26 protein-coding genes are annotated in these 24,422 nt (G+C 62.5%); 18 read left to right on the plus strand and 8 right to left on the minus strand.

Annotated elements, in window-relative coordinates:
* The first annotated feature begins 70 nt into the window (after positions 1-70).
* The 3 genes from G5V57_RS19035 (at position 71) to G5V57_RS19045 (ending at position 1,459) form a co-directional block, all read left to right on the plus strand.
* Entirely contained in the window at positions 71-754 is a 684-nt protein-coding gene (locus G5V57_RS19035; RefSeq protein WP_165169136.1) for a peptidoglycan-binding protein, read from the plus strand.
* A 16-nt stretch (positions 755-770) separates the two neighbouring features.
* Complete coding sequence (locus G5V57_RS19040) at positions 771-1,112, plus strand: DUF1491 family protein (protein WP_165169137.1); 342 nt, start codon at positions 771-773, stop codon at positions 1,110-1,112.
* Positions 1,113-1,180: 68 nt separating this feature from the next.
* Positions 1,181-1,459 carry a hypothetical protein gene (locus G5V57_RS19045; protein WP_165169138.1) on the plus strand — a complete coding sequence of 93 codons (279 nt, stop codon included), beginning with the start codon at positions 1,181-1,183 and terminating at the stop codon, positions 1,457-1,459.
* A 74-nt stretch (positions 1,460-1,533) separates the two neighbouring features.
* On the opposite strand, the gene G5V57_RS19050 is transcribed toward G5V57_RS19045, so the two are convergent.
* From G5V57_RS19050 to G5V57_RS19065, 4 genes are all read right to left on the minus strand, one after another.
* Positions 1,534-2,256, minus strand: a complete 723-nt coding sequence (locus tag G5V57_RS19050; protein WP_165169139.1) for an SDR family oxidoreductase — start codon at positions 2,254-2,256, stop codon at positions 1,534-1,536.
* A 196-nt stretch (positions 2,257-2,452) separates the two neighbouring features.
* The gene (locus G5V57_RS19055; RefSeq protein ID WP_165169140.1) at positions 2,453-3,013 is read right to left on the minus strand and encodes a hypothetical protein; all 561 of its coding nucleotides are present in this window, start codon (positions 3,011-3,013) and stop codon (positions 2,453-2,455) included.
* The gene (locus G5V57_RS19060; RefSeq protein WP_165169141.1) at positions 3,010-3,576 is read right to left on the minus strand and encodes a DUF1214 domain-containing protein; all 567 of its coding nucleotides are present in this window, start codon (positions 3,574-3,576) and stop codon (positions 3,010-3,012) included. Before G5V57_RS19060 ends, G5V57_RS19055 begins: the two co-directional genes overlap by 4 nt.
* A 36-nt stretch (positions 3,577-3,612) precedes the next feature.
* Positions 3,613-5,964, minus strand: coding sequence for a transglycosylase domain-containing protein (locus tag G5V57_RS19065; RefSeq protein ID WP_165169142.1), 2,352 nt, complete (start codon positions 5,962-5,964; stop codon positions 3,613-3,615).
* A gap of 170 nt (positions 5,965-6,134) precedes the next feature.
* On the opposite strand from G5V57_RS19065, the gene G5V57_RS19070 reads away from it, so the two are divergent.
* From G5V57_RS19070 to G5V57_RS19085, 4 genes are read left to right on the plus strand one after another with little or no spacing between them, the layout of a single operon-like run.
* Positions 6,135-7,268, plus strand: a complete 1,134-nt coding sequence (locus G5V57_RS19070; RefSeq protein WP_165169143.1) for a gluconeogenesis factor YvcK family protein — start codon at positions 6,135-6,137, stop codon at positions 7,266-7,268.
* On the plus strand, positions 7,268-7,729 hold the full coding sequence (locus tag G5V57_RS19075) for a YcgN family cysteine cluster protein (RefSeq protein ID WP_165169144.1): 462 nt from the start codon (positions 7,268-7,270) through the stop codon (positions 7,727-7,729). The genes G5V57_RS19070 and G5V57_RS19075 overlap by 1 nt, the downstream gene beginning before the upstream one ends.
* Before the next feature lie 35 nt (positions 7,730-7,764).
* Positions 7,765-8,571, plus strand: a complete 807-nt coding sequence (locus G5V57_RS19080) for a MerR family transcriptional regulator (RefSeq protein ID WP_165169145.1) — start codon at positions 7,765-7,767, stop codon at positions 8,569-8,571.
* A gap of 12 nt (positions 8,572-8,583) precedes the next feature.
* Entirely contained in the window at positions 8,584-9,525 is a 942-nt protein-coding gene (locus tag G5V57_RS19085; RefSeq protein WP_165169146.1) for a hypothetical protein, read from the plus strand.
* Between the two features lie 128 nt (positions 9,526-9,653).
* On the opposite strand, the gene G5V57_RS19090 is transcribed toward G5V57_RS19085, so the two are convergent.
* On the minus strand, positions 9,654-10,166 hold the full coding sequence (locus G5V57_RS19090) for a GNAT family N-acetyltransferase (RefSeq protein WP_165169147.1): 513 nt from the start codon (positions 10,164-10,166) through the stop codon (positions 9,654-9,656).
* 97 nt (positions 10,167-10,263) lie between these two features.
* Here G5V57_RS19090 and G5V57_RS19095 point away from each other — a divergent pair, with 97 nt between their 5' ends.
* The 3 genes from G5V57_RS19095 to G5V57_RS19105 are packed head-to-tail and all read left to right on the plus strand — an operon-like array spanning position 10,264 to position 12,636.
* Entirely contained in the window at positions 10,264-10,566 is a 303-nt protein-coding gene (locus G5V57_RS19095; protein WP_165169148.1) for a hypothetical protein, read from the plus strand.
* Between the two features lie 32 nt (positions 10,567-10,598).
* Positions 10,599-11,270 (plus strand): response regulator transcription factor, encoded by a 672-nt coding sequence (locus G5V57_RS19100; protein WP_165169149.1) that lies wholly within the window; start codon positions 10,599-10,601, stop codon positions 11,268-11,270.
* On the plus strand, positions 11,257-12,636 hold the full coding sequence (locus G5V57_RS19105; RefSeq protein WP_165169150.1) for a sensor histidine kinase: 1,380 nt from the start codon (positions 11,257-11,259) through the stop codon (positions 12,634-12,636). The genes G5V57_RS19100 and G5V57_RS19105 overlap by 14 nt, the downstream gene beginning before the upstream one ends.
* A 365-nt stretch (positions 12,637-13,001) precedes the next feature.
* Here the strand turns inward: G5V57_RS19105 and G5V57_RS19110 are convergent, their stop codons facing one another.
* Positions 13,002-13,604, minus strand: coding sequence for a helix-turn-helix domain-containing protein (locus G5V57_RS19110; protein ID WP_165169151.1), 603 nt, complete (start codon positions 13,602-13,604; stop codon positions 13,002-13,004).
* 139 nt (positions 13,605-13,743) lie between these two features.
* On the opposite strand from G5V57_RS19110, the gene G5V57_RS19115 reads away from it, so the two are divergent.
* The 7 genes from G5V57_RS19115 to argE all read left to right on the plus strand — a co-directional run bounded on the left by G5V57_RS19115 (position 13,744) and on the right by argE (position 20,772).
* Entirely contained in the window at positions 13,744-15,312 is a 1,569-nt protein-coding gene (locus tag G5V57_RS19115; protein ID WP_165169152.1) for an ABC transporter substrate-binding protein, read from the plus strand.
* 121 nt (positions 15,313-15,433) lie between these two features.
* Positions 15,434-16,384 (plus strand): ABC transporter permease, encoded by a 951-nt coding sequence (locus G5V57_RS19120; RefSeq protein WP_165169153.1) that lies wholly within the window; start codon positions 15,434-15,436, stop codon positions 16,382-16,384.
* A complete protein-coding gene (locus G5V57_RS19125; RefSeq protein ID WP_165169154.1) occupies positions 16,381-17,223 on the plus strand; it encodes an ABC transporter permease in 843 nt (280 codons plus the stop codon). Before G5V57_RS19120 ends, G5V57_RS19125 begins: the two co-directional genes overlap by 4 nt.
* Positions 17,220-18,059: an ABC transporter ATP-binding protein gene (locus tag G5V57_RS19130; protein WP_165169155.1), complete on the plus strand. Its 840-nt coding sequence runs from the start codon at positions 17,220-17,222 to the stop codon at positions 18,057-18,059. The genes G5V57_RS19125 and G5V57_RS19130 overlap by 4 nt, the downstream gene beginning before the upstream one ends.
* The gene (locus G5V57_RS19135) at positions 18,056-18,856 is read left to right on the plus strand and encodes an ATP-binding cassette domain-containing protein (protein ID WP_165169156.1); all 801 of its coding nucleotides are present in this window, start codon (positions 18,056-18,058) and stop codon (positions 18,854-18,856) included. The genes G5V57_RS19130 and G5V57_RS19135 overlap by 4 nt, the downstream gene beginning before the upstream one ends.
* An 18-nt stretch (positions 18,857-18,874) precedes the next feature.
* Positions 18,875-19,612 (plus strand): DUF1028 domain-containing protein, encoded by a 738-nt coding sequence (locus tag G5V57_RS19140; RefSeq protein ID WP_165169157.1) that lies wholly within the window; start codon positions 18,875-18,877, stop codon positions 19,610-19,612.
* 2 nt (positions 19,613-19,614) lie between these two features.
* Positions 19,615-20,772 (plus strand): acetylornithine deacetylase, encoded by a 1,158-nt coding sequence (gene argE, locus G5V57_RS19145; protein WP_165169158.1) that lies wholly within the window; start codon positions 19,615-19,617, stop codon positions 20,770-20,772.
* A gap of 34 nt (positions 20,773-20,806) precedes the next feature.
* On the opposite strand, the gene G5V57_RS19150 is transcribed toward argE, so the two are convergent.
* Positions 20,807-21,796 (minus strand): GlxA family transcriptional regulator, encoded by a 990-nt coding sequence (locus tag G5V57_RS19150; RefSeq protein WP_165169159.1) that lies wholly within the window; start codon positions 21,794-21,796, stop codon positions 20,807-20,809.
* A gap of 202 nt (positions 21,797-21,998) precedes the next feature.
* Between G5V57_RS19150 and G5V57_RS19155 the strand changes: the two genes are divergently transcribed.
* Entirely contained in the window at positions 21,999-22,892 is an 894-nt protein-coding gene (locus G5V57_RS19155) for a methylenetetrahydrofolate reductase (protein ID WP_165169160.1), read from the plus strand.
* A gap of 159 nt (positions 22,893-23,051) precedes the next feature.
* Here the strand turns inward: G5V57_RS19155 and G5V57_RS19160 are convergent, their stop codons facing one another.
* Complete coding sequence (locus G5V57_RS19160; RefSeq protein WP_165169161.1) at positions 23,052-24,422, minus strand: OFA family MFS transporter; 1,371 nt, start codon at positions 24,420-24,422, stop codon at positions 23,052-23,054.

Below are 24,422 nucleotides of genomic sequence, written 5' to 3' on the forward strand. Positions count from 1 at the left end.
TGCATGATGGGGATCAAGGGGACTGGCGTCAGAGCCGGTATGAGCAAGTTTGAGTTGGGTCCGGCGTCGAATGAGTGACTATGAAGAGGATGACGCGCCGCGTTTGGGCGTTTCGACCATTGTCGTCGCACTGACGGTGGCGGTGCTCTCCGTTGCCATAGCCTACAACACGCTGACTCAATCGGCGCCGTCTGCGACGGTCGCGCAATCCGGCGTTTCCGATTCCGATCCGATCACCGGCTCGACCCGGGTGACCGTCGATGCCGACGGCGATAGCGGGACCGGCACGGTGACCTTGCGCTATGACGCCACGGTCGAAAGCGCCCAGCGCGAGCTCGCGGCCTCCGGACTCTATAGTGGCCAGGTCGACGGCGTGTTCGGCCGGCGCACCAAGCTCGCCATCGTTGCCTATCAGCGTGCCAATGGTCTTGACGAAACGGGGCAGGCGACCGCCGACCTCATCGAGCACATCCGCTATACCCGCCAGATCAACGAGGCGGTGAATATGACGGACATGGGCGCGGTCGTGCCGCGCACTGCGGCGCCGGCGAAGCCTGTCGACACCGTGACCCGCGTCCAAGTCGGCCTCGCCGAACTCGGCTACGAGCCGGGCGCCATCAACGGCCAGCTTGGCCAGCAGACCCGCAACGCCATTCTCAAATTCGAGCGTGACCGCGGAATTGCGCCAACCGGCGATATCAGTGCCACGCTGATCGCCGAACTGGATAAGATGAGCGCCCGCAGCGCCAACTGAGATCGGGCTACATTCCATGCGGCTTAAATCCGAGATCTGGGTACATGCGCTCTTGCGCCGCTGTTTCGCGCAAGGCCTTTTCGGTGCCGTCCTGCGCAAGGGCGCGGAGGAGGCGGGTTCCATCTATGTTGTCATCAACCGCCTCGATGGCACCGTGAAGCTATTGGGTCCGCCGCCCGGATCGTCGATCGACGAAATGGGCGACAGGATATGGAGCGAGGTGATTCCGCCGGTGACATCGGCCGCGGAAGTTCAGCCCTTCATCGACAGGCTTGTGCGGTTCGATCCCGACATCTGGGTGGTCGAGATCGAGGACCGGACCGGGACCGCCGGCCTGACCGTTCTGCCCGGCACGTGACGGCCAACCGTTGCAATCGGTTAGAGCTTTATTAACCACACTGAGGCGTTAATGTCGGCATAGCCGGTTTGCGCCTGGCGCACCGGATCTCGATGGTGAGGGTGATGGGGACGATACTGACTTTTCCGCGCGATCGTGTGCCGCAACCGGCACGCGCGGCGCATGAGGGGCCGGCGGAGATCTTGATCTTCCCGGGCGTGCGGATCGAACGCTATGACTTCAGCCTGGCCGACCGTCTTCCGCCGCCGCGCCGGCGTGGCCGGCCGTCGCGCATGCAGGCGCTAGATCACGATGAGTTTGGATTGAAACAATCCAAACTCATAAACGTGATCGATTCCAATGTTTAGCGCGGGATACTCGCGACAAGTGATGCCCGCTTCTTCGCCTCTCGCGCTATAGTCGACCATCCTGTTTCCTGAGTTCAATATTCCTGTCTTGTCGGCGTGATCGTCAGTTCCTGCAGGATCACATTCTGTGGCATCTGATAGGCAAACAGGATCGTTCTTGCCACATCCTCCGGCGTGATCGGCCCCACCTGATCCCTTCCCTTCGTCCAGAACTCCTTGGCCGCCTGATTCCGCATCGAATTCGGGATATCCGTGTCGGTAAGGCCAGGCGAAACGACAATCACTCGCACGTCATAAGACGCCATATTGCGCCTCGCCCCCTCGCTCACCGCATGGACGAAGAACTTGGTGCCGCAATAGACGTCGTGGCTGGGATAGGACTTGCGCCCGGCGATCGAGGAAATGTTGATGATCGTTCCATGCCGGCGCGCCTTCATCGCCGGCATGACGGCATGCATGCAATTGAGCACGCCTGTGCAATTGATGTCGATCAGGTCGCGCCACTCCGATGGATCCTGGTCTTCGAGTTTGGCGAGAGGCGCGATGCCGGCATTGTTGACGAGGCAGTCCACCGGCCCATATTGCGCCTCAGCTTCGGCGATGGCGGCGATGATGCCGTCGCGGTCGCGCACATCGGCGGCGACACAGACGGTATTGGCGAGTCCTAGATCACGCAGCGGCCCAATGCGCCGCCCCGTTAGCAGAAGCGGATAGCCGGCCTGCGCAAAGGCCTGCGCCGTTGCCCGGCCGATACCGGAGCCCGCGCCTGTTATCATGACCAGCGGCTTGTCGTTCATCGTTTCCCCCGTCGCATTCGTTGCTGCTGGAGTCGTTAGAACGTGAAGCGCGCAGGCCTGTCAATTGCGATCAAAGTGCTAGAACATGATCCGGAGAAGCGCGAAGCGGCTTTCCAAAAAGATCATGCGCAAACAAGAAGATAAAGCGTGATAGCGACTCGTCCTAAAGCCATTACGCGTTAGATCGGAGTCGGCTCTACGCCGCCGGTTCGAGCGCGCAGGACGAGCGCGACAGGATATCGGTGAAGAGCTTGCGCTGCTCGGGATAGTCGAGCGCCACCCAGAACACGGCAATCCCGTAGGTCTCGGGAACCTCGACTGACCAGCCGTCACCGAGCGCGCGCGTCTTCTCCGCCTGGTCGCTCGTCAGAAGTTCCATGACGCTGGGCGCCCGCTTCACGGTGAGCTTGAACTTGTCTATGCCAGCTTGGCGATCGTTGATCGTATAAAGATCGGCGCCCTTGTCGGAATAGATGGTCAGCGACCAGAAGGCGTCGGGCATCTCGGCCGCGACCGACAATTCGCCCTTGCTGATGTCGAAGAGGCATTTGCCGGCGACCGCTTCGCTTTCAGTCTCGCCCAGCAGCCGCATCTGTTCCGTCGCATCGAGAAGCGTGAAGCGATTGGCCTCTCCGCTTTGGGGATTGCCGCCCATGAGCCGTTGCATGGCGAAGCTCGGTGCGATCAGCACATAGCTCAGATGCGCTACGGCGCCGATGACGAGCGCGACGGCGATCCAGAACAGGGCGGCTCTCATGAGCAGGCCTCGCGCTTGATGCGCGGCAGCATCACCACCGACGCGGGATTGTTGAGGCCCGAACCGGGCCTGAGCTTCAGCACCAGCGCGAAGCTCGACAAATCACCGGGATTGATCCAGTTTCCCGCCTTGGGCGTGCGCGATATCGTGATGCGCAACGAGCCGTCCGTCTCGGAGATGAGGCGCTGCGAGGTGAAGGTGATTGCGGAGGGCTGTGTGGCGTCGTCGTCGGCCAGCGCCAATTGCCACCAGCGCGCCGACAGACGCGGTCCCTGGATGACATAGTCGCAATCCGCATCGAGCGCCGAGCCGTCGTCGTCGCGCCTGGCTTCGAACAGCAGTTCCTGGCCAAGCGCCGGCGGTAGCCGGCCGAACATCAGATAGTGCGCGTTGACATAGGGATTGCGGATAGAGGCGGTGCCGGAGAACCAGGATTTCCACGGGCCGCCGCCGCCCGTCATGGCAGTCGCCGATCTTTCGATCGACCACTGCGCGGTTACGATCCCGATGACGCCGCCGAAGAACAGGATGCTGACGGCTTTGACCAGCGAGCCCAGCCTCATGGAGTGGAAAGCCCTGCCGTCATGTTCGCGTCCCTCTCAGCGGTCACGCGGCTTGATGCGCATATATTTGACATTCGAATTGCGTTTCTTGTTGGTATTGGCGTCGGGCAGCACCAGGACGGAGTCCTTCCGCTTGCGCTTTGTCTTCTGGTTGTCGTTGCCCCCGAAGATACTGAATACATCGCGCAGCACATTGAGTACGGGGTCATCGGATTCGCGTGGCCTGACGATGGCGACGTCCTCTTCGGGCACCGACGCTACTCTTGGCCGCCTGGGTTTTGATACCTTCGCCGTCGGATCGCCGACGGCCGTCTTGGCCGTGGCTGACTTGGCGGCGTCGGGCGTGTTCGCCGAGGGCGTCTGGTCGGCTTGTGCCTCCGTGCCGGCATCGGCCAGCACGTCGTCTGCGCTCATGTCGGGCACGTCTTCGAGGATCGGCGCCGGGTTCTCCATGGCATATTGGATGTAGCGCTCTTCCATCGGCACGCCCGGCAGCGCGGTACCGATCTGAGGCTGTTCGGCCCACAGCATGACTTCCTTCCAGGCCGCGGCCGGCAGCAGGCCGCCGGTCACGTTGTTCATCGGCGTGAAATCGTCATTACCGAACCACACGCCGGTCACGTAATGCGCGGTGTAGCCGATGAACCAGGCGTCGCGATAGCTCTGATTGGTGCCGGTCTTGCCGGCCTGCGGCGTGAAGCCGAGGAAGGCACGCCTGCCGGTGCCACTTTCGACGACGGCGTTCATCATATGGTTGAGTTCGGCGATCGTCTCTTCCGGCACCCCTTGGACGTGCTCCTGCGGGTCCTTGGCACGGCTGTAGATCACATCGCCATTGGGGCGCCGGATCTCCAGCACCGTATAGGGCTCAGTCACCACGCCGCCTTGCGCGAAGGTACCGTAGGCGGTGGTGATGTCGAACAGGGTCATGGCGCTGGTGCCGAGCACCATCGGCGGCCAGGTTTCGAGCTCGGCCTTGAGGCCGACCCGGTGCGCCGCCTCGATGATGGCCGGGCGGCCGAAATCGATCGACAGCCGGACCGGAACCGAATTGTAGGATTTCGCCAGCGCCGTGGTCAGGGAGACGCGCCCGCCATATTTGTTCGTGTAATTGCGCGGTGACCAGCCGCCGACGGAGACGGGGCCGTCGACGACGGCGGATTCCGGCGTGTAGCCGTTGAGCAGGGCCGCCAGATAGACGAAAGGCTTGAAGGCCGAGCCCGGTTGGCGCATCGCGTCGGTGGCACGGTTGAACTGGCTGTTCTCGTAATCGCGCCCGCCGACGATCGCCTTGACGGCGCCCTCCGGCGTCATGGTCACCACCGCCGCCTGGGTCGCGTGATATTGCGGACCTTCGGTGTCGAGCGACTTGTTGATGATCCGCTGGGCCGCTTCCTGCAGCTTGGCGTTGATCGTCGTCTTCACCTCGATCACATAGTCGCCGGTGATCTGCTTGGCATCGATTAGGGCGAGCGTGTCGGCATAGGCCTTGTCGAGGAACCAGTCGGGGCTGGCGACGGCAGGCGAATTGACGAGATCGGCGGGTTCGCGCCTCGCCTGCACCAGTTGGCCCTGGGTGATGAACCCGGAATCGAGCATTCGGTAGAGCACGACATTGGCGCGGGCACGCGCCTGCTGCATGCTCACATGCGGCGCATATTTGGACGGCGCCTTGAACAGGCCGGCGAGCATCGCCGCCTCGGACAGGTTCACATCGCGGATCGACTTGCCGAAATAATACTGTGCCGCGGCCTCGACGCCGTAATTGCCGCCGCCCAGATACGAGCGGTCGAGATAAAGCTTGAGAATCTCGTCCTTCGACAGCCGCGCCTCGATCCATACGCTCAGGAACGCTTCATGGATCTTGCGTCTGATGGTACGCTCGGGGCTCAGAAAGAGGTTCTTCGCCACCTGCTGCGTGATCGACGAGCCGCCCTGCACCACGTCATTGGCGCGGGCATTCTGGATGATGGCGCGGAAAGTGCCGAACACGTCGACGCCGAAATGCTGGTAGAAGCGGGCGTCTTCGGTGGCGAGCACCGCCTTGATCACATGCGGCGGGATGTCCTCGAGTGGAATGGCGTCGTCCTGGCGGATGCCGCGTCGCCCTATGATTTCGCCAGTATCGTCGGTGAAGGTGATCGCATAATCGCGTCCCTTGTTCCACACATCGCCGGTGCCGGAGAAAGGCGGCAGCGCGAACGCCAGAAGCCCGAAGGCCGCGACGGTGCCGAAGGTCGCCATGTCGTCCAGGAGGTCGACAATGACGCGTTTCAACCCCGACAGGCGGAAGCGATGGACGAAAGAGGAATAGGCTGAGGCTCCGCGCCGGAACGCGTCGAAAAACTCATAGACGCCCGCACTCACATAGGAGTCGAGCCACATCATCGTCTGGTAGCTTGAGTTTTTTGGCAATTTGGCCAAGAGCGGCGTCCGTTATCATGTGCCGAGCCTTTTACCACTGGTTGGCGGGCGGTTTCCACTTACTTGAAGATTATGACGGAAAGGGGCCGCAAATAGGCGTGACCCTGGGCCAGGATTTTGGCAAAAGCGCCATAATGCACGAGATTCCACAAAGGGCCGAGCCCGCGCGGCCTCACATCGTCATCCTGGCTGGCGGTACCGCGTCGCGCAACCTGACCATCACGCTGATCCGGCAAGGCGTCCGGGTTACGCGGTTGGTCCCGGCCTGGGATTCAGGCGGCTCCTCCAAAGCCATCCGTGAGGCCCTGCATATTCTTCCCGTCGGCGACATTCGCCAGGCCCTGATGACCATGGCCTATGCCGAAGGCCATGCCGGCGATGTGGTGCGCGTCTTCAACGCCCGGCTGTCGGAAGTCGGCAACGCGGCGGCCCTCGCCCGCGAGCTTGCTTATTACGCGCAGGGCGCCCACCCGGTGCTCAAGACCATGAAACCGGAGATCGCCCAGGCGATCCTGCGTTATCTCGGAATATTCATCGCCGCTGTCGGGCCGGCCTTCGACTGGCGGCGCGGCAGCGTCGGGAACTTCATCTTGACGGGCGCGCTGCTTGCCGAAGAGGGCGACATCAACGCCGCCATTCTTGCCTTCAAGTCGTTGTGCTCGATTGCCGGCAATGTCTGGCCGATATCACAGGCGCGTGATCTCACGCTCGTGGCAAGGCTCAAGGACGGCCGGCGCGTTGAAGGCCAGCATCGGATCACCGCGTTGAGTGAAGCGGATGCGGCGGTCGGCATCGCGGCCGTCTCTCTGGAGATGGCGAGCGCCAATCCGCCGGCGCTTGCCGCGATCGGCACCGCCGACGCCATCGTTTACGGGCCGGGAAGCTTTTATACCAGCGTCTTGCCGCATCTCCTGGTCGCCGGCGTCGCCGAAGCCATTGCCGGCGCCAGGGCGAACAAGATCCTTATCGGCAATATGCTGGAAGACCGCGAGACCCGGGCCGTGAGCCTGGACGAGATGGCCGAGGGCTTGCGCCAGGCCGGGGCGGGGCAATCCGTTCTGACCCACGTCCTCGCGCATGAAGGCGCGGTTCCGGTAGAGCGCGTCATCGGCGCGTCGCGTTTCGTGGCGCGCGCCGCCCGCCCGATGACCGGCCCGGTGGTCATCGAGCGCGATTTCGAGGATCCCTGGCATCGCGGCCAGCATGATGCCGGTCTGGTCGCGTCGCTGATTTTGCAACTGGCCGCGGAAGGCGTAAGACAGCTTTGATGAGCGAGCCTTTTTGGAAGACCAAGACTTTAGCCGAAATGACTCCAGAGGAGTGGGAGAGCCTGTGCGACGGCTGCGGCCGCTGCTGCCTGGTCAAGCTAGAAGACGAGGACACCGGCAAGATCCACTTCACCAACCTTGCCTGCAAATTGCTCGACCGCAAGAGCTGTCGCTGCAGCGACTACACCAATCGCAGCGCGCGGGTGCCGGACTGCGTGCGGCTCACCCCGGAGAATGTCGGCACGCTCAACTGGCTACCCGATAGCTGCGCCTATCGGCGCCTGGCGAAAGGCCAGCCGCTCGCTTGGTGGCATCCCCTGGTTTCGGGCCGCAAGGCGACCGTAATGGAGGCCGGGATATCGGTCAGCGGCCGGATACGCTCGGAAGAAGGTGTCGCCGAGGAGGACCTCGAAGACCATCTCTGGAAATTGCCGCGCGCCAAACGCCCTGTCGCCTCTTGACCTCGCCCAAGGGGCAGGCTCCAGAGAGCTGTCCCATGACCAACCTTCACCTTCTCGCCGGGCGCTTCGGCGCCGCGGTCAGGCTTTCACCCAAGGCCTTGCGGCTTTATGCGCGGCAGGGTCTGCTCGTGCCGGCCTTTGTCGATAAAGCCACCGGCTATCGCTATTACGCGGCGGGCCAGATACCGCGCGCCCGGCTCATCGCGAGGCTGCGTCAGCTCGGCCTGCCGCTCGCGCGCATCGCCACGCTGGTCGATCTCGACCCCGAGGCGCGTCTCATCGAGTTGCGCGCTTGGCTCAGGGACGAGTCCGCGTGCCTTGCCGACCGGACGGAACTCGTCGAGGCCCTGGCGCGCCAGGCTAAAGGCGGCGAGCCTGAACTCATGGCAGAAATTCGCCTGCGCACCGTCTCTGCGAGCAAGATCGTCTATCGCCAGCAGGCGGTCACCGTCGATGGTCTCGACGAATTTCTGGTGCGCGCCGACGCCGACATCCGCGCGCATATGCGTGATGGCGGCCGTCGCACCGCGTCGCCCTTGCGCCTCTATTTCCACGAAGAAGTGAGCCGTGACGGGGAGGGGCTTGTCGAAGCCGCCATCTGCTATGAGGGCATCCTGGAGCCAAAAGGCGACCTGCGCCTGCGCCACGCCGAGGCGCATCGCGAAGCCTATCTGTCGGTGCCGGCGGCCAATGCGGAGTTCCCGCTGGTGATCCGCATCTATGACGCGCTCGAAGCCTGGTTGGCGCAACGAGCCGATCTCGCGATCCTCGGCAGCCCCTGCGAGGTCTATCCCGGTTCCAGTGGTGCGCGCTTCGACGTCGCCTATCCCATCAATCTCTAAGGGTCTTTCTCCATGTCGCATGTCGCCTATATCGGCTCCGGCCCCTATTGCTATGCCAATTCCTTCGCCATGATGTTCGGCGCCGGCGCGCCTTCGCCCGCCGTGATCGAATTCGCCACCGACAGTCCGTTCGGCGTGCACCTGATCGGCGGCACGCTGCCCTTCTTCGATCCCTATGGCTGGACGCCCGAAGCGGGTTTCGATGAGGCACTCGCTGCTATGGGCTGGCGCTCACAAGTGAGCAGCGGCGGCACGGAAGCGGAGGCGCTGGCGCGCCTGCGGTGCGCGTTGGCGCAAGGACCGGTCTGGATCGGCCCTGTGGAAATGGGCCATCTTCGTCATCAGCCGAAGATGACCGGGCCTATTGGTGCCGATCACTATGTCGTGGTGCTGGAGGCCGACGACAGGCAGGTTGTGATGCACGACCCGCAAGGATATCCCTATGCGTCGTTGCCGCTCGCCGACTTCATGACCGCTTGGCGTGCCGAGACGGTCTCTTACGGCTCACCTTACACGCTGCGCTCTGGTTTCGTGCGGGAGCGGCGAGTTTCCGAGGAAGAGGTCATCCAGGCATCCATTCCCGCCAATTTGGAATGGCTGGCGATGCAGCGAGGCGACGGCATGCCGCCCGGCAGTCTCGGCAATGGCGAGGCCGCGCTCGCTTTGGCGGCCATGGTCGATGCAGGTCCCGATGAGGAACTGCGCAGTCATCTGATCCATTTCGCCATTCGCGTCGGTGCGCGCCGCGCCGCCGATGCCGCCACTTGCCTCGCGCGCATCGGCTTGACTGAAGCCTCCCGCATCGCTGACCGGCAGGCGCGGCTCATAGGATCCATGCAGCACCCGTTGGCGGCCGGAGATCGCCGTGACGCTGCGGCAGCCTTGCGGGGGCTGGCGTCGACCTATGTGGAATTACTCACCGCGCTTGCGAGTTTTTCCGCCGCTGTGTCATGAATGTCACAGTACACTCTTTGGACTGAGTTGAAAAAGTTATTAAAAATCAAAAGATTGAGCGAAAATGTATCGTCATGAAGCAAGATGCCGTTCTTGTCAGGACTTCTGGCCGGACGCGATTTTATGACTTAACCTTCATCTCGACTCGCTTTTCGAGGGAATAAAGCAGGGGACTGAAGGCGACCGGAAACGGTCGCCTTTTTCTTGAGAGTGAGATGATGGGTGACAGTCTGTCGCCCCTCGATGCGCTCGAATCCCAGACGTTCGTAGAAGCCGAAAACAGCCGATTGTGCGCGGAGATTAAGGCGGGTGAAATGGCATGCGGTATCGCGAGTGATGTTCTCGACCAGCAGCCGGCCGATTCCTGAACCGCGCAGATCTTCCGTCACATAGACATGGCGCACCCGGCCGATCCGGGGATCATTCTCATAGGGATCGATGCTGCGTCCGCCGATGCCGACTAAGCGTCCGTCGGCGAAGGCGCCGGCGAGCATCTCGCCAGGCTGATCGAAGCGATGCTTGCCGCTGTTCCAGTCGCGCGCGAGCCTCTCCAGCATTTTGAAGCCGTGGCGCAAGCTTTCAGCTTCCAGGACGGCGAATCCTGAGGCCTCAGGCGTGATCGGCCGCAGTCGAATAGTCATCGGAAACCCCATATCCGCGACGCTTTGGCAAGGATCGTGCCAAGCTCCGCACTATTCATGCGAGGTTCATCTAACGAAGCTTAGCTTGGCCTGTGAAATGCGTCGGATACTCACCATAGCTGCGCTTGCAGCATCGCTGTTGACTGCCGGAGGGCCTGCTTATGCGCAGTCGCCCACTATGCAACCGCAGCCGAAGCTGCAGATTCAGCCGAAGGCGCCGGCCCGGCCGCCGATGATTACTTTGTCGCAGGCAACGAAGAATATTCAGACCGTCATGCCGACCGCCAGGGTGCTGAAGATCGGCCCCTTGCCTAGCGGGGACATTGTTGCCACCATCAAGATTGAGAACCAAGTCAAAAAGGTTCGGGTCAATGGCCAGACGGGCGCGGTGCAGAACTGAGCCCGCTTCATTGGCCGAACCAGGGGAGATTCATGAGACTACTCGTCGTTGAGGACGATCCAGATCTGAACCGTCAGCTTGTGTCGGCACTTACCGATGCGGGCTATGCCGTCGATACCGCCAAGGACGGCGAGGAGGGGCACTATCTGGGCGAGACCGAGCCCTATGACGCCGTCATCCTCGACCTTGGCCTGCCCATCCTCGACGGCGTCAGTGTGCTCGAGAAATGGCGGCGCGCCGACAAGAAGATGCCGGTGCTCATCCTGACCGCGCGCGACCGCTGGAGCGACAAGGTTCAGGGCTTCGATGCCGGCGCCGACGATTATGTCGCCAAGCCCTTCCATATGGAGGAGGTGCTGGCCCGCGTGCGCGCGCTGTTGCGGCGCTCGGCCGGTCATGCGACGAGCGAGCTCGACTGCGGCCCCTTGCAGCTCGACACCAAGAGCGCCCGGGTCACGGTCGATGGCCATGCGATCAAGCTCACCTCGCTCGAATTTCGCCTGCTTGCCTATCTCATGCATCACAAGGGCAAGGTGGTCTCGCGCACCGAACTGGTCGAGCACCTATATGATCAGGATTTCGATCGCGATTCGAACACCATCGAGGTCTTCGTCGGCCGCTTGCGCAAGAAGCTCGGCGTGGATGTTCTGAAAACCATTCGTGGCATGGGCTATTGCGTGTCCGAGCCGGATGATGCGGCGTAGATCACTCGCTCTCCGGCTCGTCGTCTCTTCCGCCATCGTCGCCATCGTCCTGCTCTTCAGCGCCGCGGTGTTACTGACGAGCCTGTTTCAAGCGGCGCTCGAGCGCAATTTCGATGCGCGCTTGCGCGCCGTCATGGATGGCCTTCTCGCCAATGTCGAGGTGAATGCCGATGGCTCGCCCGGTATCGAGAGCGAGCTCGCCGACACGCGCTTCACGCTGCCTTTGTCCGGGTGGTACTGGCAGGTGACACCCCCTCGACAGGGAGTGGCCGACCTCGCTTCGCCGTCGCTTCTCGAAAAGCGGCTCCTGCCTCCGGCGGCCGATCTTGCCGACCGTGACGAGGAGGGGTTGGCGCATTTCTATCTTAATGACACCAATGGAACGCGGCTGCGCGCCATTGAGCAGCGCTACAAGCTCTATGACAAGGCCGACGAATACTCCTTCCTGGTGGCGGGAAATTTCGACGAGCTGAAAGCGGAGGCCACCGGCTTCCGTCAGACGCTCGTTTTCATGCTGACGCTTCTGGGGCTGGGCCTTCTATTCGCCATTCTCGTTCAGGTTCGCTTCGGCCTCAGGCCCTTGCGCGCATTGCAGGCCAGGCTGACGGCGATCCGCGAGGGCAAGGCGGAGCGGCTCGAAGGCGCTTATCCTGACGAAATCCAGCCCGTCGCCGACGAGCTCAATCTCCTCATCCAGTCGAATTCCGAGATCGTCGAGCGTGCCCGCACCCAGGTGGGCAACCTCGCCCACGCGCTGAAGACGCCGCTGAGCGTCCTCAATAATGAAGCGAAGCTGCAGCCCGGTCCCCTGGCCGACAAGGTGGCGGAGCAGATGCATGTGATGCGCGACCAGGTCAATCTCTATCTCGACCGGGCGCGCCGCGCCGCCCGCGCGCAGACGGTAGGCTCCATAACAGAAATCGAGCCGGCGCTTGCCGCACTCGCCCGCACCCTCGAGCGCATCCACCTCGATAAGGGTGTGGAGATCGGCATCGATTGTCCGCGCGGCAGTAAGTTCCGCGGTGAAAAGCAGGATCTCGAGGAGATGGCCGGCAACCTGCTCGACAATGCGTGCAAATGGGCGGCGCGCAAAGTGAACGTTACCGTCAGCTCGAGCGCCGGCGCGGCGGCGGATGGGCGCCTGTGGATCGACCTTGTGGTGAGCGACGATGGGCCGGGCTTGCCGCCGGACAAGCTCAAGGAACCGCCGAAGCGCGGCCGCCGCCTCGATGAGACGAAACCAGGTTCGGGTCTTGGTCTTTCGATCGTAACGGAAACGGCTGCAATGTATGGCGGCAGCCTAAGTCTTGAGCAATCCAAACTGGGTGGTCTCGCCGTCAGGCTGCGACTTCCGGCTGTGGCCTAGCTTGCGACCAAAGTCCACACATCTCCTCGCGTCACGGTAAGTATTTGAATTGCTGGGACGAAATTTCTGAGTGCTGCTCGTCTCGATTGTCAAGGTCTGGCCAACGGACCGAAAGTTATTTGATTTTCGGCACATGTATTCTATTTTCATCGGGCCCCGATCCAAGAGCAGCGCCTGCATGAAATTGTGGAGGGGGAAGCCGTTTCAACTTTTTGGTGATACGTGGCGAGTTCGGTAGGGTGCTGTCTGCAAATTGCCCCCGGTCGCGGGCGCACTCCTATCGGGGGAGCGGGTCTTCTGGGCCCGCTCCCTTTTCAGTTTGGCATGACCGGTCATAATTTGACGGCGCCGGCAGAGTGACGTCGTCATTTGCCGGCCAATCTGGTCTTATGTGAGTTCATCCAAACGACGCGGGCTTCGGCCGTGCCCACATTCCTATAGCTGTGCGGCAGACTTGAATTGAAGAAGAACGAGCCGCCCGGGCCTAAGAGATGCACGCGGCCATCGACGGTGAGTTCGACATAGCCTGACACAACGTAGCCCACTTCCTCTCCCGAATGCGAATAGCTCCCCGACGAGCCGCCACCCGGCGGGATGACATGCACATTGGCATCGATCGTACGGCTTTCCGAGGCGGGCACCATGCGTTCCAGCATCACATCCGGCGTTTTGCCGGCGCCGGCGCCAAGTGACAGCACCGGTCGCTCGCCGATGTTATAGAGGGTGACCGGCTCGAGGCTCTTGCCGCCGAACAGGCCGGCGTAATTCGTTCCCAACGCATCCGCAATGCCGAGCAGAACCGAAAGCGATGGGGTGATGTGATTGCGCTCGATCTTCGAGAGCAGGCTTTCCGAACAGCCGACCTTATCGCCGAGCTGCTTGAGCGTCAGCTTCTTGAGCTTGCGTGCATGCCGGATGCGTGCGCCAAGCTCTTCGATGCGGTCTCTTTTGTTGTCGCTGGCCAGCATTCCTTCCCCGGATAGGACGACGCGGATAATGCCGGGCAGGATGGCCGAATGCCACGCTGGCTGCAATCGCCTTTTTGATTGACAGCCCTACGAATTTTCCGTTCATTCAAGTCTGTTCAAGATTTGGGGAGGCTTCGGAATGACACGTGAAATGAAGATTGGCCGTCGTGGATTCTTGAAATCGGGCGCGGCCACATTGGCGCTCGCGGCTTTGGCGCCGAGCCTGATTCTGCCGGCCCACGCCGAAGAGCCGGTGCGGGGTGGCACCCTGAAGCTCGGCTTTTCCGCCGATCCGGCCGGCTTCGATCCGGCGCGTGGCCCTTCCGGAATGTCGCATGTGGTGATCGAGCAGGTCTATTCGACCCTTATGTCGCTCGATCCGGACGCTGCGCCCTATCCCGATCTCGCCGAGAAATACGACCAGTCCGCCGACGGCCTCGAATATACGTTCGTTCTGCGCAAGGGCGTGAAATTCCACGACGGATCGGACCTCACCGCCGAAGACGTGAAATTCACTTTCGACCGCTTGCGCGCCAAGGACACGGGCTATTCCTACGGATCACAGGTCGAGACGATCAAGGAAGTGGTGGTCGTCGACCCGCACACCGTCACCTTCAAGTTGACCGAAACCACCGGTCCCTTCCTCGTCTATATGGCCTTCCCCGGCTCCTCGATCGTGCCGAAGAAGCTCGTCGAAGGTGGTCACGACCTCAACTCCAAACCGGTCGGAAGCGGACCTTTCAAATTCGTCTCCTACGAGCCACGCTCGATGGTGAAGTTCGCCCGCAACGAGAACTTCTATGAAGCGGGCAAGCCCTATGTGGACGCGCTCGAGTTCCATCTCATCGCCGACATCACTGCCCTCACCAATGCGGTGATCTCCGGGAACATCAATTTCTCCAACGAAATTCCACCCAAGGACTGGCAGACGGTGACCGCGACGCCGGGGCTTGTCGGCGCGACGTTGGAGGGCAGCCGCTATTACTGGCTCTTGATGAACAACACCGTGGCGCCGCTCGACAATCCCAAAGTCCGCCAGGCCATCGCCCATGCGATCGACCGCAGCGCCATCGTGGCTGGCGTGTTTTTCGGCCAGGCGATTCCGTTCAAGGGCGGCGTTATCCCCGAATGGAGCTGGGGTTATGCCGACATCGACTATTTCACGCCGGGCGCCAATCCGGAGAAGGCCAAGGCGCTGCTGGCAGAAGCGGGCCATGCCGACGGCTTTGCGACCTCGCTCACCATGGCCTCTTCCTTCCCAGCCATGGTCGCGATGGCGCCGATCATCCAGGCCAATCTGGCGGCAGTCGGCATAAAGGCCGAGATCAAGACCATGGAGATCCCACGCTACTGGGACGAGGTCTGGGGCCCCTCGAAATTCGACATGACGGCGATGTACTGGGTGTCGCCTTTGGCCGATCCGGATGATTTCGTCACCAACAACTATGCCTGCGGCATGGCCATCAATGTCCAGAAGAGCTGCAGCAAGGCGATGGACGAAGCGCTCGCCAAGGCCAAATCGGGCGCCAGCCAGGACGAACGCAAGGCCGCCTATGCCGCGCAGCAGAAGCTGTCGCTCGAGGAGATGCCGATCGTGCCGCTGGTCAATTCGCTCATACTCACCGCCCATACGGATAAGCTCAAGAACTACAAGCCGATGCGCACCGGCTTCCTCAAGACGATCAAGGACGCCTGGCTCGAGCCGTGATTTGCGGGGAGCTGTCTCGAAATTTACCCTCTCCCGTCCAAAGGACGGGAGAGGGTAAATGCGCAGAGAAATCTGATGTACCGGCACTGCTCATGCGACATTCCGAGTTCGGGGCTCTAGTTTGCGTAGCTTGATACTCTCGCGCCTAGCCGCTTTCGCGCTGACGCTCATCGTCGCGTCGAGTATCCTGTTCGTTGCCGTCAATGTGGTGCCGGGTTCGGCCGCCCGCTCGGCGCTCGGCATCGACGCGACGCCACAGGCTCTCGCTCGCTTCGAGGCCCAGCATGGACTCGACCGGCCGCTCGTCGTTCAATATGTCGACTGGCTGGGCAAGACCTTCTCCGGCGATTTCGGCAAGAGCTTCCAGAACGGCGTCGATGTCGGGCCTGAACTCCTGCGCCGTATTCCGATTACGCTGGAACTCGCCGTACTCGCCTTCATCATCGCCAATCTGATCGCCTTGCCGCTCGGCGCCTTGGCCGCAATGCGTCATCAGCGCGCCGCCGACAAGAGCATCTCGCTGCTGGCGAGCCTTCTCGGTGCCGTGCCCAATTTCTGGCTGGCGACACTTCTCGTCATGGTGCTGACGCTCAATCTCAGGCTGCTGCCGCCTGGCGGCTACACGCCGTTTTCCGTCGACCCCGTGATGAACCTGAAGCAGATGATCATGCCGGCTCTGTCGCTCGGAATCGTATCATCGGCGCTGCTCATCCGTATCATGCGGACCGCCATGATCGAGGTTCTGTCCTCCGATTATATCCGCACGGCGCGCGCCAAGGGCGCGAAGGAAGGCGTCGTCGTGATGCGCCACGCCATCCGCAACGCGATGACCCCCTATGTCAACGTCGCCGCAGTTGAATTCGGCTTTCTCTTCGGCTCGGTGGTGGTGATCGAGGACATCTTCCTCCTGCCGGGAGTCGGCTCCTTCGTCCTCGTCGGCATCATCAACCGCGACTATCCGGTGCTGCTGGCGAGCGCCCTCACCATCACGCTCGTCGTGCTCATCATCAATCTCATCGTCGATATCGTGGTCGGCCTGCTCGATCCGCGCCGCGTGACGAGGCACAAATGACCGCCGCAATCCGTAAACCCTTCAACTGGCGGCGCTGGCGTCTCGTCGTCACCGGCGGCGGCATTGTCGGCACCTTGCTGCTTGTGGCGATCTTCGCGCCCTGGATCGCGCCCTATTCGCCTTTCGATCTCGACGTCGCCCAGATGCTGAAGGGGCCTTCCGCCGCGCATCTCCTGGGCACCGACGAGCTTGGCCGCGACGTGCTTTCGCGCGTCATCCACGCCGCGCGGCTCTCGATGATGGTCGCCGTCCTGGCCTCGCTGGTCGGCCTCGTCTTCGGTACCATCATCGGCACCCTTGCTGCCTATTTCGGCGGTGTGGTCGATCTGGTTCTGATGCGGCTGATGGAGATCCTGTTCTCCTTCCCGGCGATCCTGCTCGCCATCGTGCTGATGGCGAGCCTGGGCACCAGCATCTTCAACGCCATGATCGCCATCGGAATCATCTTCATCCCGGGCTTCGCCCGCCTGGCGCGGGCGACGGCGGAAGGCGTTCTGCGCCAGCAATATGTCGAGCAGGCCCGCGCCATCGGCATGAGCCATGCGCGCATCCTGACCCGCGAGATCCTGCCCAATATCGTGGCGCCGCTCCTTGTCGAGGCCGCGGTCGCTTTTTCGTACGCGGTGCTGCTCGAAAGCGCTTTGTCTTTCCTGGGATTGGGGGCTCAGCCGCCCGATCCCTCCTGGGGCAATATGCTCAATACCGGTCGCGGCTTCATGGCCGCGGCGCCGTGGCTCAGCATCGTGCCGGGGGCCGCGATCTTCCTCACCGTGCTCGGCTTCAACATGCTGGGTGACGGCCTGCGCGATGCCTTCGACCCGCAGCTGAGGGACGAATGAGCGAGCTTCGCCCCCATGCACAAGGAGCGCCGCGTCCGGCTCTGGCGATCCGCGATCTGACCGTCGACTTCAAGCGCCGCAGCGGACTCCTGCGCACCGTCGACAATGTCAGCCTGGACGTGTGGCCGAAGGAGATCGTTGGCGTCATTGGCGAATCGGGTTCGGGCAAGACCATGACGGCTTTGTCCGCCATGCGGCTACTGCCCTATGGCGCCCAGATCGGTGGATCGATCGAGCTGGGCGGACGCGACATCGTCAATCTCAGCGAACCCGAAATGCGCGCCTTGCGCGGCGACCGCATCGCTCTCATCCCGCAGGATGCGATGCAGGCCTTGAACCCGACAATGCGGATAGGCCGTCAGGTGGGCGAGCCCTATGAGTTCCACCGCAAGCAACCTTATCGCGCCATCTGGGCCAAGGTTGTCGAATTGTTGCGCGCGGTGAAGATCCCCGATCCTGAAGTCAGGGTGCGCGAATATCCGCATCAATTCTCGGGCGGCATGCAGCAGCGCGCCATGATCGCCACCGGTCTGGCGCTCGATCCCGAACTGATTATCGCGGATGAACCGACGACGGCGCTCGACGTCACGGTGCAGGCGCGAATTCTCAAGCTGCTTCGCGATATCCGCGACGATCGCGGCTCCGCCATCCTCTTCATCACCCACGAACTCGGCATCGTCGCCGAGCTGTGTGATTGGGTCTATGTGATGAAGGACGGAAAGGTCGTCGAGGACGGTCCGGTCGCCCGCATCTTCACCGCGCCCCGTGCCGACTACACCCGCATGCTTCTCGAGGCGACGCCCAGCATTCACCGCCGCAAGGAGGCGAGACGATGAGTGAGCCGGTAGTGCGCGTCGAGAATGTATCGAAAGTGTTCAGGCCAGGCGGCCTGTTCAATCGCGCGCCCGGTTTCAAGGCCGTATCGAATGTCTCCCTGTCGGTGGCGAGAAACCGCACGCTTGGCATCGTAGGCGAATCGGGCTCCGGCAAGTCCACGCTTCTGCGCATGGTGCTGCGCCTCATCGAACCCAGCGAAGGGCGCATTCTCGTCAACGGCTCCGAAATCTGGGCCCTGCGCGGCGCCGAGCTCAAGTCGATGCGCCGTCAGCTGCAGCCGATCTTTCAGAATCCGGCCTCGTCCTTCAATCCTCGCCAGACTATCCGTGCCATCCTGTCGGCGCCCCTCGAAGTGCATGGCATCGGCACGCCTGCGGAGCGGCGCGAGCGCATAAGCACTCTGCTCCGCCGTGTCGGTCTCGACCCGTCGATCGAGACCCGCCTGCCGCATCAATTGTCGGGCGGCCAGAAGCAGCGCATCGCCATTGCCCGCGCCGTGATACTGGGGCCCAGCGTCGTGCTGGCGGATGAGCCCACATCGGCGCTCGATGTCTCCGTCCAGGCCCAGGTGCTGAAGCTCTTCTCCGACATCAAGTATGATTTCGGCCTCACCACGATCTTCGTCAGCCATAATCTGGCGGTCATCCGCGAGGTCAGCGACGAAGTCGCCGTCATGCGCCGCGGCGAGATTGTCGAGCAGGGCGAAGTCGATCGCATCTTCGAAGATCCGCAACATGACTATACGCGCGAGCTCCTGGCCGCCGTGCCGACATCCGCTTTCATGCGGCAAGCCTGAACCGAAAGGAGATACCTCATGATCCAGCTGGCCACTTTCTCCATCGCCGCGCGCTGCCCGCGCACCGGCATGCTGGGCGTCGCCGTCTCGACCGCGGTGCCGGCCATCGGTGGGCTGTGTGCGTTCGTAGGCCCGCGCATCGGCGCCGTTGCGACGCAATCCTGGGTCAATCCCTATCTCGGCATTGACGGGCTTTCCTTGCTGAAGGGCGGCATGTCGGCCAAGGCGGCGCTCGACAAGCTCATTGCCGAGGATCCGGGCCGTGAGGTCCGTCAGCTCGGCATCGTCGATGCGCAGGGCAATGTCGCCGCCTTCACCGGCAAGGAGTGCACGGCCTGGTGCGGGCATGAAGTGGGTGAGGGCTTCACCGTTCAGGGCAATATGCTGGTGAGCGGCGAGACCGTGTCGGCGATGGCCAAGGCCGCCAGCGACGGCGCGGCGCTTGCCTTGCCCGAGCGCCTGATGCGCGTGCTGGAAGCCGGCCAGAAGGCCGGCGGCGACAAGCGCGGCAAGCAGTCGGCTTATATGAAGGTGCATGATGCCGAGGAGTATCCTTATCTCATGATCGGCGTTGATGATCACTCAACTCCGGTGACGGAGCTGCGCCGCGTCTATGAAGTGGCGCGCGCCCAATGCCTGCCTTTCGTCACCGGCCTGTCGACGCGCCAGAATAGCGTCGGCCATCTTTCGGCGGAGACCACTTCCATGTTGATGACGCCGCCCCAGGACCGGCCGCAGCGCGTGGATGGCGAATGATCATGTCGACCTCCGTGCCTCCGCAGAGCCGTGCCATCCTCGAGCGCCTCGTTTCATTCGACACGACCAGCCGCAATTCCAATCTCCCGCTCATCGAATATGTCGAGAGCTATCTTGCGCGTCATGGCGTGCGATCGCGCCGCGTCGGTTCGGCGGACGAGCGCAAGACCAATCTCTTCGCCACCATCGGGCCCGATGCGCCGGGTGGCCTCATTCTCTCCGGCCACACCGACTGCGTGCCGGTCGACGATCAGGACTGGTCGAGCGATCCCTTCGTGCTGACCGAGCGCGAGGGCCGGCTTTTCGGCCGCGGCAGTGCCGACATGAAGGGCTTTCTTGCCTGCGTGCTCGCGGTTGTGCCGGAGCTGGTCGCGAATCCCCGGGCGAAGCCCATCCATATCGCGTTCTCCTATGACGAGGAGGTCGGCTGCACCGGCGTGCTTGAGCTCGTGGACGATTTGAACGCACGCGGATTTCAGGCTGACATGTGTCTGGTCGGCGAGCCGACCGGCATGGAACTCGTCATCGGGCATAAGAGCGGACGGGCCTATCGCTGCCTGGTCACCGGACTCGAGGCGCATTCGAGCCTGGCGCCGCGCGCCGTCAATGCGATCGAGATCGCCGCGCGTCTCATCGCCGGCATCAGCGAGATCGCCAGGGAGTTCGCGCGCGGCATACGCGATGACGATTTCGATCTGCCGCATGCGACGATCAATACCGGCCTGATCGAGGGCGGCACTGGCATCAATATCGTGCCGCATCACTGCAGCTTCACTTTCGAATACCGGCTGCTCGCCGGACAGGATCCCGATGAAGTTTTCAACCGGGTGAAGGCGATGGCCGACGCCTTGCTGCCCCTGATGCGGGCGATCCATCCCGGTGCCGACATCGTCTTCGAGCAGATTTATGATTATCCGGGCCATTTCATCGCCAGCGACACGCCGGCGGTGCAACGCATGATCGCGCTGTCGGGTTCGAACCGCCTCGCCAAGGTCGCCTACGGGACCGAGGCGGGTCATCTGCAGAACGGCCTCGGTGTGCCGACCGTGATCTGCGGTCCGGGCGACATCGCGGTGGCGCACAAGCCGGATGAGTTCGTGACGCTCGATCAGCTGCGCCGCTGTGAGGATCTGCTGAAACGGCTTTGCGGCGCAGGCTGAGCGGTCGAGCAGGCCACTATTCAAGCCGCGATAGTTAACCCCCACCCGCCGCGTCGAGCACCGGCACGCCGCGCTCGCGGTAGGGTGTGCGGCCATAGAAGGCGCGGTAGCATTTCGAGAAATGCGACGGCGAGGAAAAGCCGCAGGCAAGCGCCACATTGATCACCGACAGGTCGGTCTGGAGCAGCAGCGAGCGCGCCTTCTTGAGCCGCAGTTCCAGATAATAGCGCTTGGGCGAGCGGTCGAGATAGCGCCGGAACAGGCGCTCGAGCTGGCGGGCCGAAAGCCCGGCCTGGCGCGCCAGCACGCTGGGCGACAAGGGTTCCTCGAGATTGTTCTCCATCTCCTCGATGATGCCGACGAGCTTGGGGTGGCGCGCCCCGATGCGGGCGGGCAGCGACATGCGCTGGTGCTCGCTGTGATGGCGGATCGGCGAATGCAGCACGAGCTCGGCGACATTGGCGGCGAGATCGGGCCCATGCTGGCTGGCGATCAGGGCCAGCATCATGTCGAGTGCCGACGTGCCGCCGGCGCTGGTGAAGCGGTCGCGATCGATCTCGAACAGTCCGCCGGTCGCCTCGATTTCCGGGAAGGCTTCCGAGAAGCCCGGCAGATTCTCCCAGTGGATGGTGCAGCGGTAGCCGTCGAGAATATGGGCCTCGGCGAGCACATGGGCGCCGGTGCAGACCGCGCCGATATCGAGGCCCCGCCGGGCCGCCTTGCGCAGCCAGTTCACCAGCCGCTTGTCGACATGGTGCTGGATGTTGAGCCCGCCGCAGACAATGACCGTGTCATGCTCGCCGATCTGCTCGAGATCGCCGTCGACCATGGCGAGGATACCGTTCGAGGCGGCCACCGGCTTGCCGTCGACCGAATGCATGGCCCATTTGTAAAGCGGCTTCTCGGCGCAGCGATTGGCGAGCCGCAAAGGCTCGATGGCCGCGGTGGCCGGCATCATGGTGAATTCGGGGACCATGATGAAAGAGAATTTCTGCGGCCATTCCTGGGGCTTGTCGCCGAACATGGGGGGTTCCGTAGGGGTTGTCCCAGCGCCAGATAATACCAATCCCGCGCTTTGTCCATCTGCGTCATGGAGAGGTACGAATACGACAGGAAGGATAGGGGGCCGTCGCAACCGGAACTACCCGTGTCGCAAATCCTCATGCAACCGCTATAGGGCCGGATAATGCTGGGCGCCAATCCATCCGCCATCCGGAGTCAAGGCAGTGAATATGTTCTCGAGGCTCAAGGTCGAAGCCGGCGACATGCCGGCCCTGGTTGCCGCCTTCCTAACGCGACTTTCGATCGAGATCACGCCCAAACAGATCGAGAAGGTCGGCCTGCTGAAGGAGCGGCTGCCGCAGGGCACCCGCGTCTATGTGGCCTTGATCGACCCGGCGGATCTTCCCCACCAGATCGACGCCGTCGCCACCATAAGGGCTGCCGGGCTCGAGCCCGTGCCGCATGTCCCGGCCCGTTTCGTGCGCGACCAGGCCGATCTCGACCACCGCCTCGAGGCCTTCGCCGAGCGCGGACAGGTGCGCCAGGCGCTTGTGCTCGGCGGCGGCGCGCCGCACCCATTGGGCAGCTATGACGCGGCGATTCAGCTCCTCGAAACCGGTCTCTTCCAGAAGCACGGCATCGCCAAGATCGGCGTCGCCGGCCATCCGGAAGGCAATCCCGACATCGCCAAGGCCCGCGGCGAGGAAGCCCTGGTCAGCGCCTTGCGCGAGAAGCAGGCCTATCTATCCGCCCACGACATCGAAGGCTATATCGCCACCCAGTTCCTCTTCGAGGCCGCACCGGTCGCCTATTGGGCAAGCACTTTGCGCGAAGCGGGGGTTACACTGCCGATCCACGTCGGCGTGCCGGGTCCGGCGACGATCAAGACGCTCGTCAAATATGCCGCCGTATGCGGCGTCGGCAATTCCGCCCGCTTCATCCGCAAACAGGCGCTGAACGTCACCAAGCTGTTGACCGTGTCGAGCCCCGACGCCTTTGTCGAGAACCTGGCCAAGCTCCATTTCGAGAAGCCGGAGCTCGGCATTTCAGGACCGCATCTCTACCCCTTCGGCGGCTTCGACAAGCTGCTAGACTGGGTGTCTTCCCGGACGCCGTGAACTTAGAGCAATTCCCGCCAAAGTTGAAGACTTTGGCGATAAGGATTTGCTCCAACATATTGATTTGGCGCGAATCCTTTTCGGCGAAGTGATTACACTTCTACGGCTTCGGTTGTATCGTCTCAAGCGATGCTTAACTTCTGGATGTGCTTGAGTCTACTAATCCCTCGCGGGTCCTTCGCCCTTGCCCGCCACAGGCTTCGCTGCGGCGAAGACCTGAAACAGGATACGCCGTGGTACGAATCGTTCGTCATTCAGCAGAAAACTGAAGGTGAAGGCGACACCGAGCACCACGATGTTGAGCAGGAACGCATAGATGACGGCGCGATCCGGATAGCTGTCCTTGATGCTGGCGACCATCAGAGGACCGGCCACGCCGGCGGCCGACCAGGCGGTGAGGATGACGCCGTAGAGCCGCGACATGCGCTTGGTTCCGTAAACATCGGAGACCATCGACGGCATGATCGCGAAGCCGCCGCCGAAGCAGCTCAGCACATAGCATACGAGAACGGCGAAGACCCACGGATTGTGCTCCGTCATCAGGAGGCCGAACACGATCAGCTGCGTGGCGAACAGGACACGAAAGGTGTTGAGGCGGCCGAGCCGTTCCGAGAGGGCGCCCCAGGCGATGCGCCCGACGCCGTTGAAGAGAGAACTGACGGCGATCAGCGTGGCGCCATAGCCGGCGAGGACGGTCCGTTCCAGGCCCGGGTGATCGAGCCGCCAGATATCCTGGTACAACGGCGAGAGAAAGCTGATGATCGAGATGCCGGCCATTATGTTGAGGAAGAAGACGAACCACATGATCGCATATTGGCCGGCCAGCAGATATTCGCTGAGCGGCAGGTCGGCTTCCTGCTCCGCCCGCGCATAGGGACCTTCACTCTGGGTTTCCTTTTGCGCGGCCGGCACCAGCCCCGAGGGGAGATAGCCATCCGGAGGGTTCTTCATCATCGCCGCGGAGCCGATGGCGACCGAGCCGAGAATGGCGCCGAGCGCCGCAAAGACCAAAGTCAGGTTCCCGGAGACGAGGTGCATCAGGATCGGCGCCAGTATGACACTGAGGACGAACGCGACCAGCCCGAATCCCATGGCGACAATGCCGGTCAGTTGTCCTCGCCTGTCGGGAAACCATTTGATGACGGTCGTCATCGGCGTCACATAGCCAAGGCCGATACCGATGCCACTGATGGCGCCATAGCCCAGATAGAAAAGCGGGAGACTCTCGACCGCCAGTGCAAGCGCCGCGATCGCGTAGCCCGCCGCGAAGAGAATGCCGCCGGCAACCGCCAGCTTGCGGGGCCCGATCCTGGCAAGATTGATCCCGCCCCAGGCCGCGGATAGTCCGAGGCAGCAGATATTCAGGCTGAAGGCCCAGGCGGTAGCGGTATTGCTCCAGCGAAACTGTTCCACCAGGAGGGGCTGGAAATAGCTCCAGGCATGGACGGTGCCGAGACAGAGCTGCAGAATCGTGCAGGCGGTGGCGACCAGCCACCGGTTGGGCGCGCGTTCCGGCATGCGCGTGCCCAT

Source organism: Nordella sp. HKS 07, from assembly GCF_011046735.1.
Classification (GTDB): Bacteria; Pseudomonadota; Alphaproteobacteria; order Rhizobiales; family Aestuariivirgaceae; genus Taklimakanibacter.

Coding starts and splice junctions, on each gene's coding strand:
- argE (WP_165169158.1), top strand. CDS start 19,615: ATGTCGACCTCCGTGCCTCCGCAGAGCCGTGCCATCCTCGAGCGCCTC.
- G5V57_RS19110 (WP_165169151.1), bottom strand. CDS start 13,604: ATGCTGGCCAGCGACAACAAAAGAGACCGCATCGAAGAGCTTGGCGCA.
- G5V57_RS19100 (WP_165169149.1), top strand. CDS start 10,599: ATGAGACTACTCGTCGTTGAGGACGATCCAGATCTGAACCGTCAGCTT.
- G5V57_RS19070 (WP_165169143.1), top strand. CDS start 6,135: ATGCACGAGATTCCACAAAGGGCCGAGCCCGCGCGGCCTCACATCGTC.
- G5V57_RS19090 (WP_165169147.1), bottom strand. CDS start 10,166: ATGACTATTCGACTGCGGCCGATCACGCCTGAGGCCTCAGGATTCGCC.
- G5V57_RS19135 (WP_165169156.1), top strand. CDS start 18,056: ATGAGTGAGCCGGTAGTGCGCGTCGAGAATGTATCGAAAGTGTTCAGG.
- G5V57_RS19150 (WP_165169159.1), bottom strand. CDS start 21,796: ATGTTCGGCGACAAGCCCCAGGAATGGCCGCAGAAATTCTCTTTCATC.
- G5V57_RS19095 (WP_165169148.1), top strand. CDS start 10,264: ATGCGTCGGATACTCACCATAGCTGCGCTTGCAGCATCGCTGTTGACT.
- G5V57_RS19085 (WP_165169146.1), top strand. CDS start 8,584: ATGTCGCATGTCGCCTATATCGGCTCCGGCCCCTATTGCTATGCCAAT.
- G5V57_RS19105 (WP_165169150.1), top strand. CDS start 11,257: ATGATGCGGCGTAGATCACTCGCTCTCCGGCTCGTCGTCTCTTCCGCC.
- G5V57_RS19130 (WP_165169155.1), top strand. CDS start 17,220: ATGAGCGAGCTTCGCCCCCATGCACAAGGAGCGCCGCGTCCGGCTCTG.
- G5V57_RS19055 (WP_165169140.1), bottom strand. CDS start 3,013: ATGAGAGCCGCCCTGTTCTGGATCGCCGTCGCGCTCGTCATCGGCGCC.
- G5V57_RS19065 (WP_165169142.1), bottom strand. CDS start 5,964: ATGATGTGGCTCGACTCCTATGTGAGTGCGGGCGTCTATGAGTTTTTC.
- G5V57_RS19035 (WP_165169136.1), top strand. CDS start 71: ATGAGTGACTATGAAGAGGATGACGCGCCGCGTTTGGGCGTTTCGACC.
- G5V57_RS19040 (WP_165169137.1), top strand. CDS start 771: ATGCGGCTTAAATCCGAGATCTGGGTACATGCGCTCTTGCGCCGCTGT.
- G5V57_RS19140 (WP_165169157.1), top strand. CDS start 18,875: ATGATCCAGCTGGCCACTTTCTCCATCGCCGCGCGCTGCCCGCGCACC.
- G5V57_RS19160 (WP_165169161.1), bottom strand. CDS start 24,422: ATGGGCACGCGCATGCCGGAACGCGCGCCCAACCGGTGGCTGGTCGCC.
- G5V57_RS19125 (WP_165169154.1), top strand. CDS start 16,381: ATGACCGCCGCAATCCGTAAACCCTTCAACTGGCGGCGCTGGCGTCTC.
- G5V57_RS19080 (WP_165169145.1), top strand. CDS start 7,765: ATGACCAACCTTCACCTTCTCGCCGGGCGCTTCGGCGCCGCGGTCAGG.
- G5V57_RS19075 (WP_165169144.1), top strand. CDS start 7,268: ATGAGCGAGCCTTTTTGGAAGACCAAGACTTTAGCCGAAATGACTCCA.
- G5V57_RS19050 (WP_165169139.1), bottom strand. CDS start 2,256: ATGAACGACAAGCCGCTGGTCATGATAACAGGCGCGGGCTCCGGTATC.
- G5V57_RS19115 (WP_165169152.1), top strand. CDS start 13,744: ATGACACGTGAAATGAAGATTGGCCGTCGTGGATTCTTGAAATCGGGC.
- G5V57_RS19060 (WP_165169141.1), bottom strand. CDS start 3,576: ATGAGGCTGGGCTCGCTGGTCAAAGCCGTCAGCATCCTGTTCTTCGGC.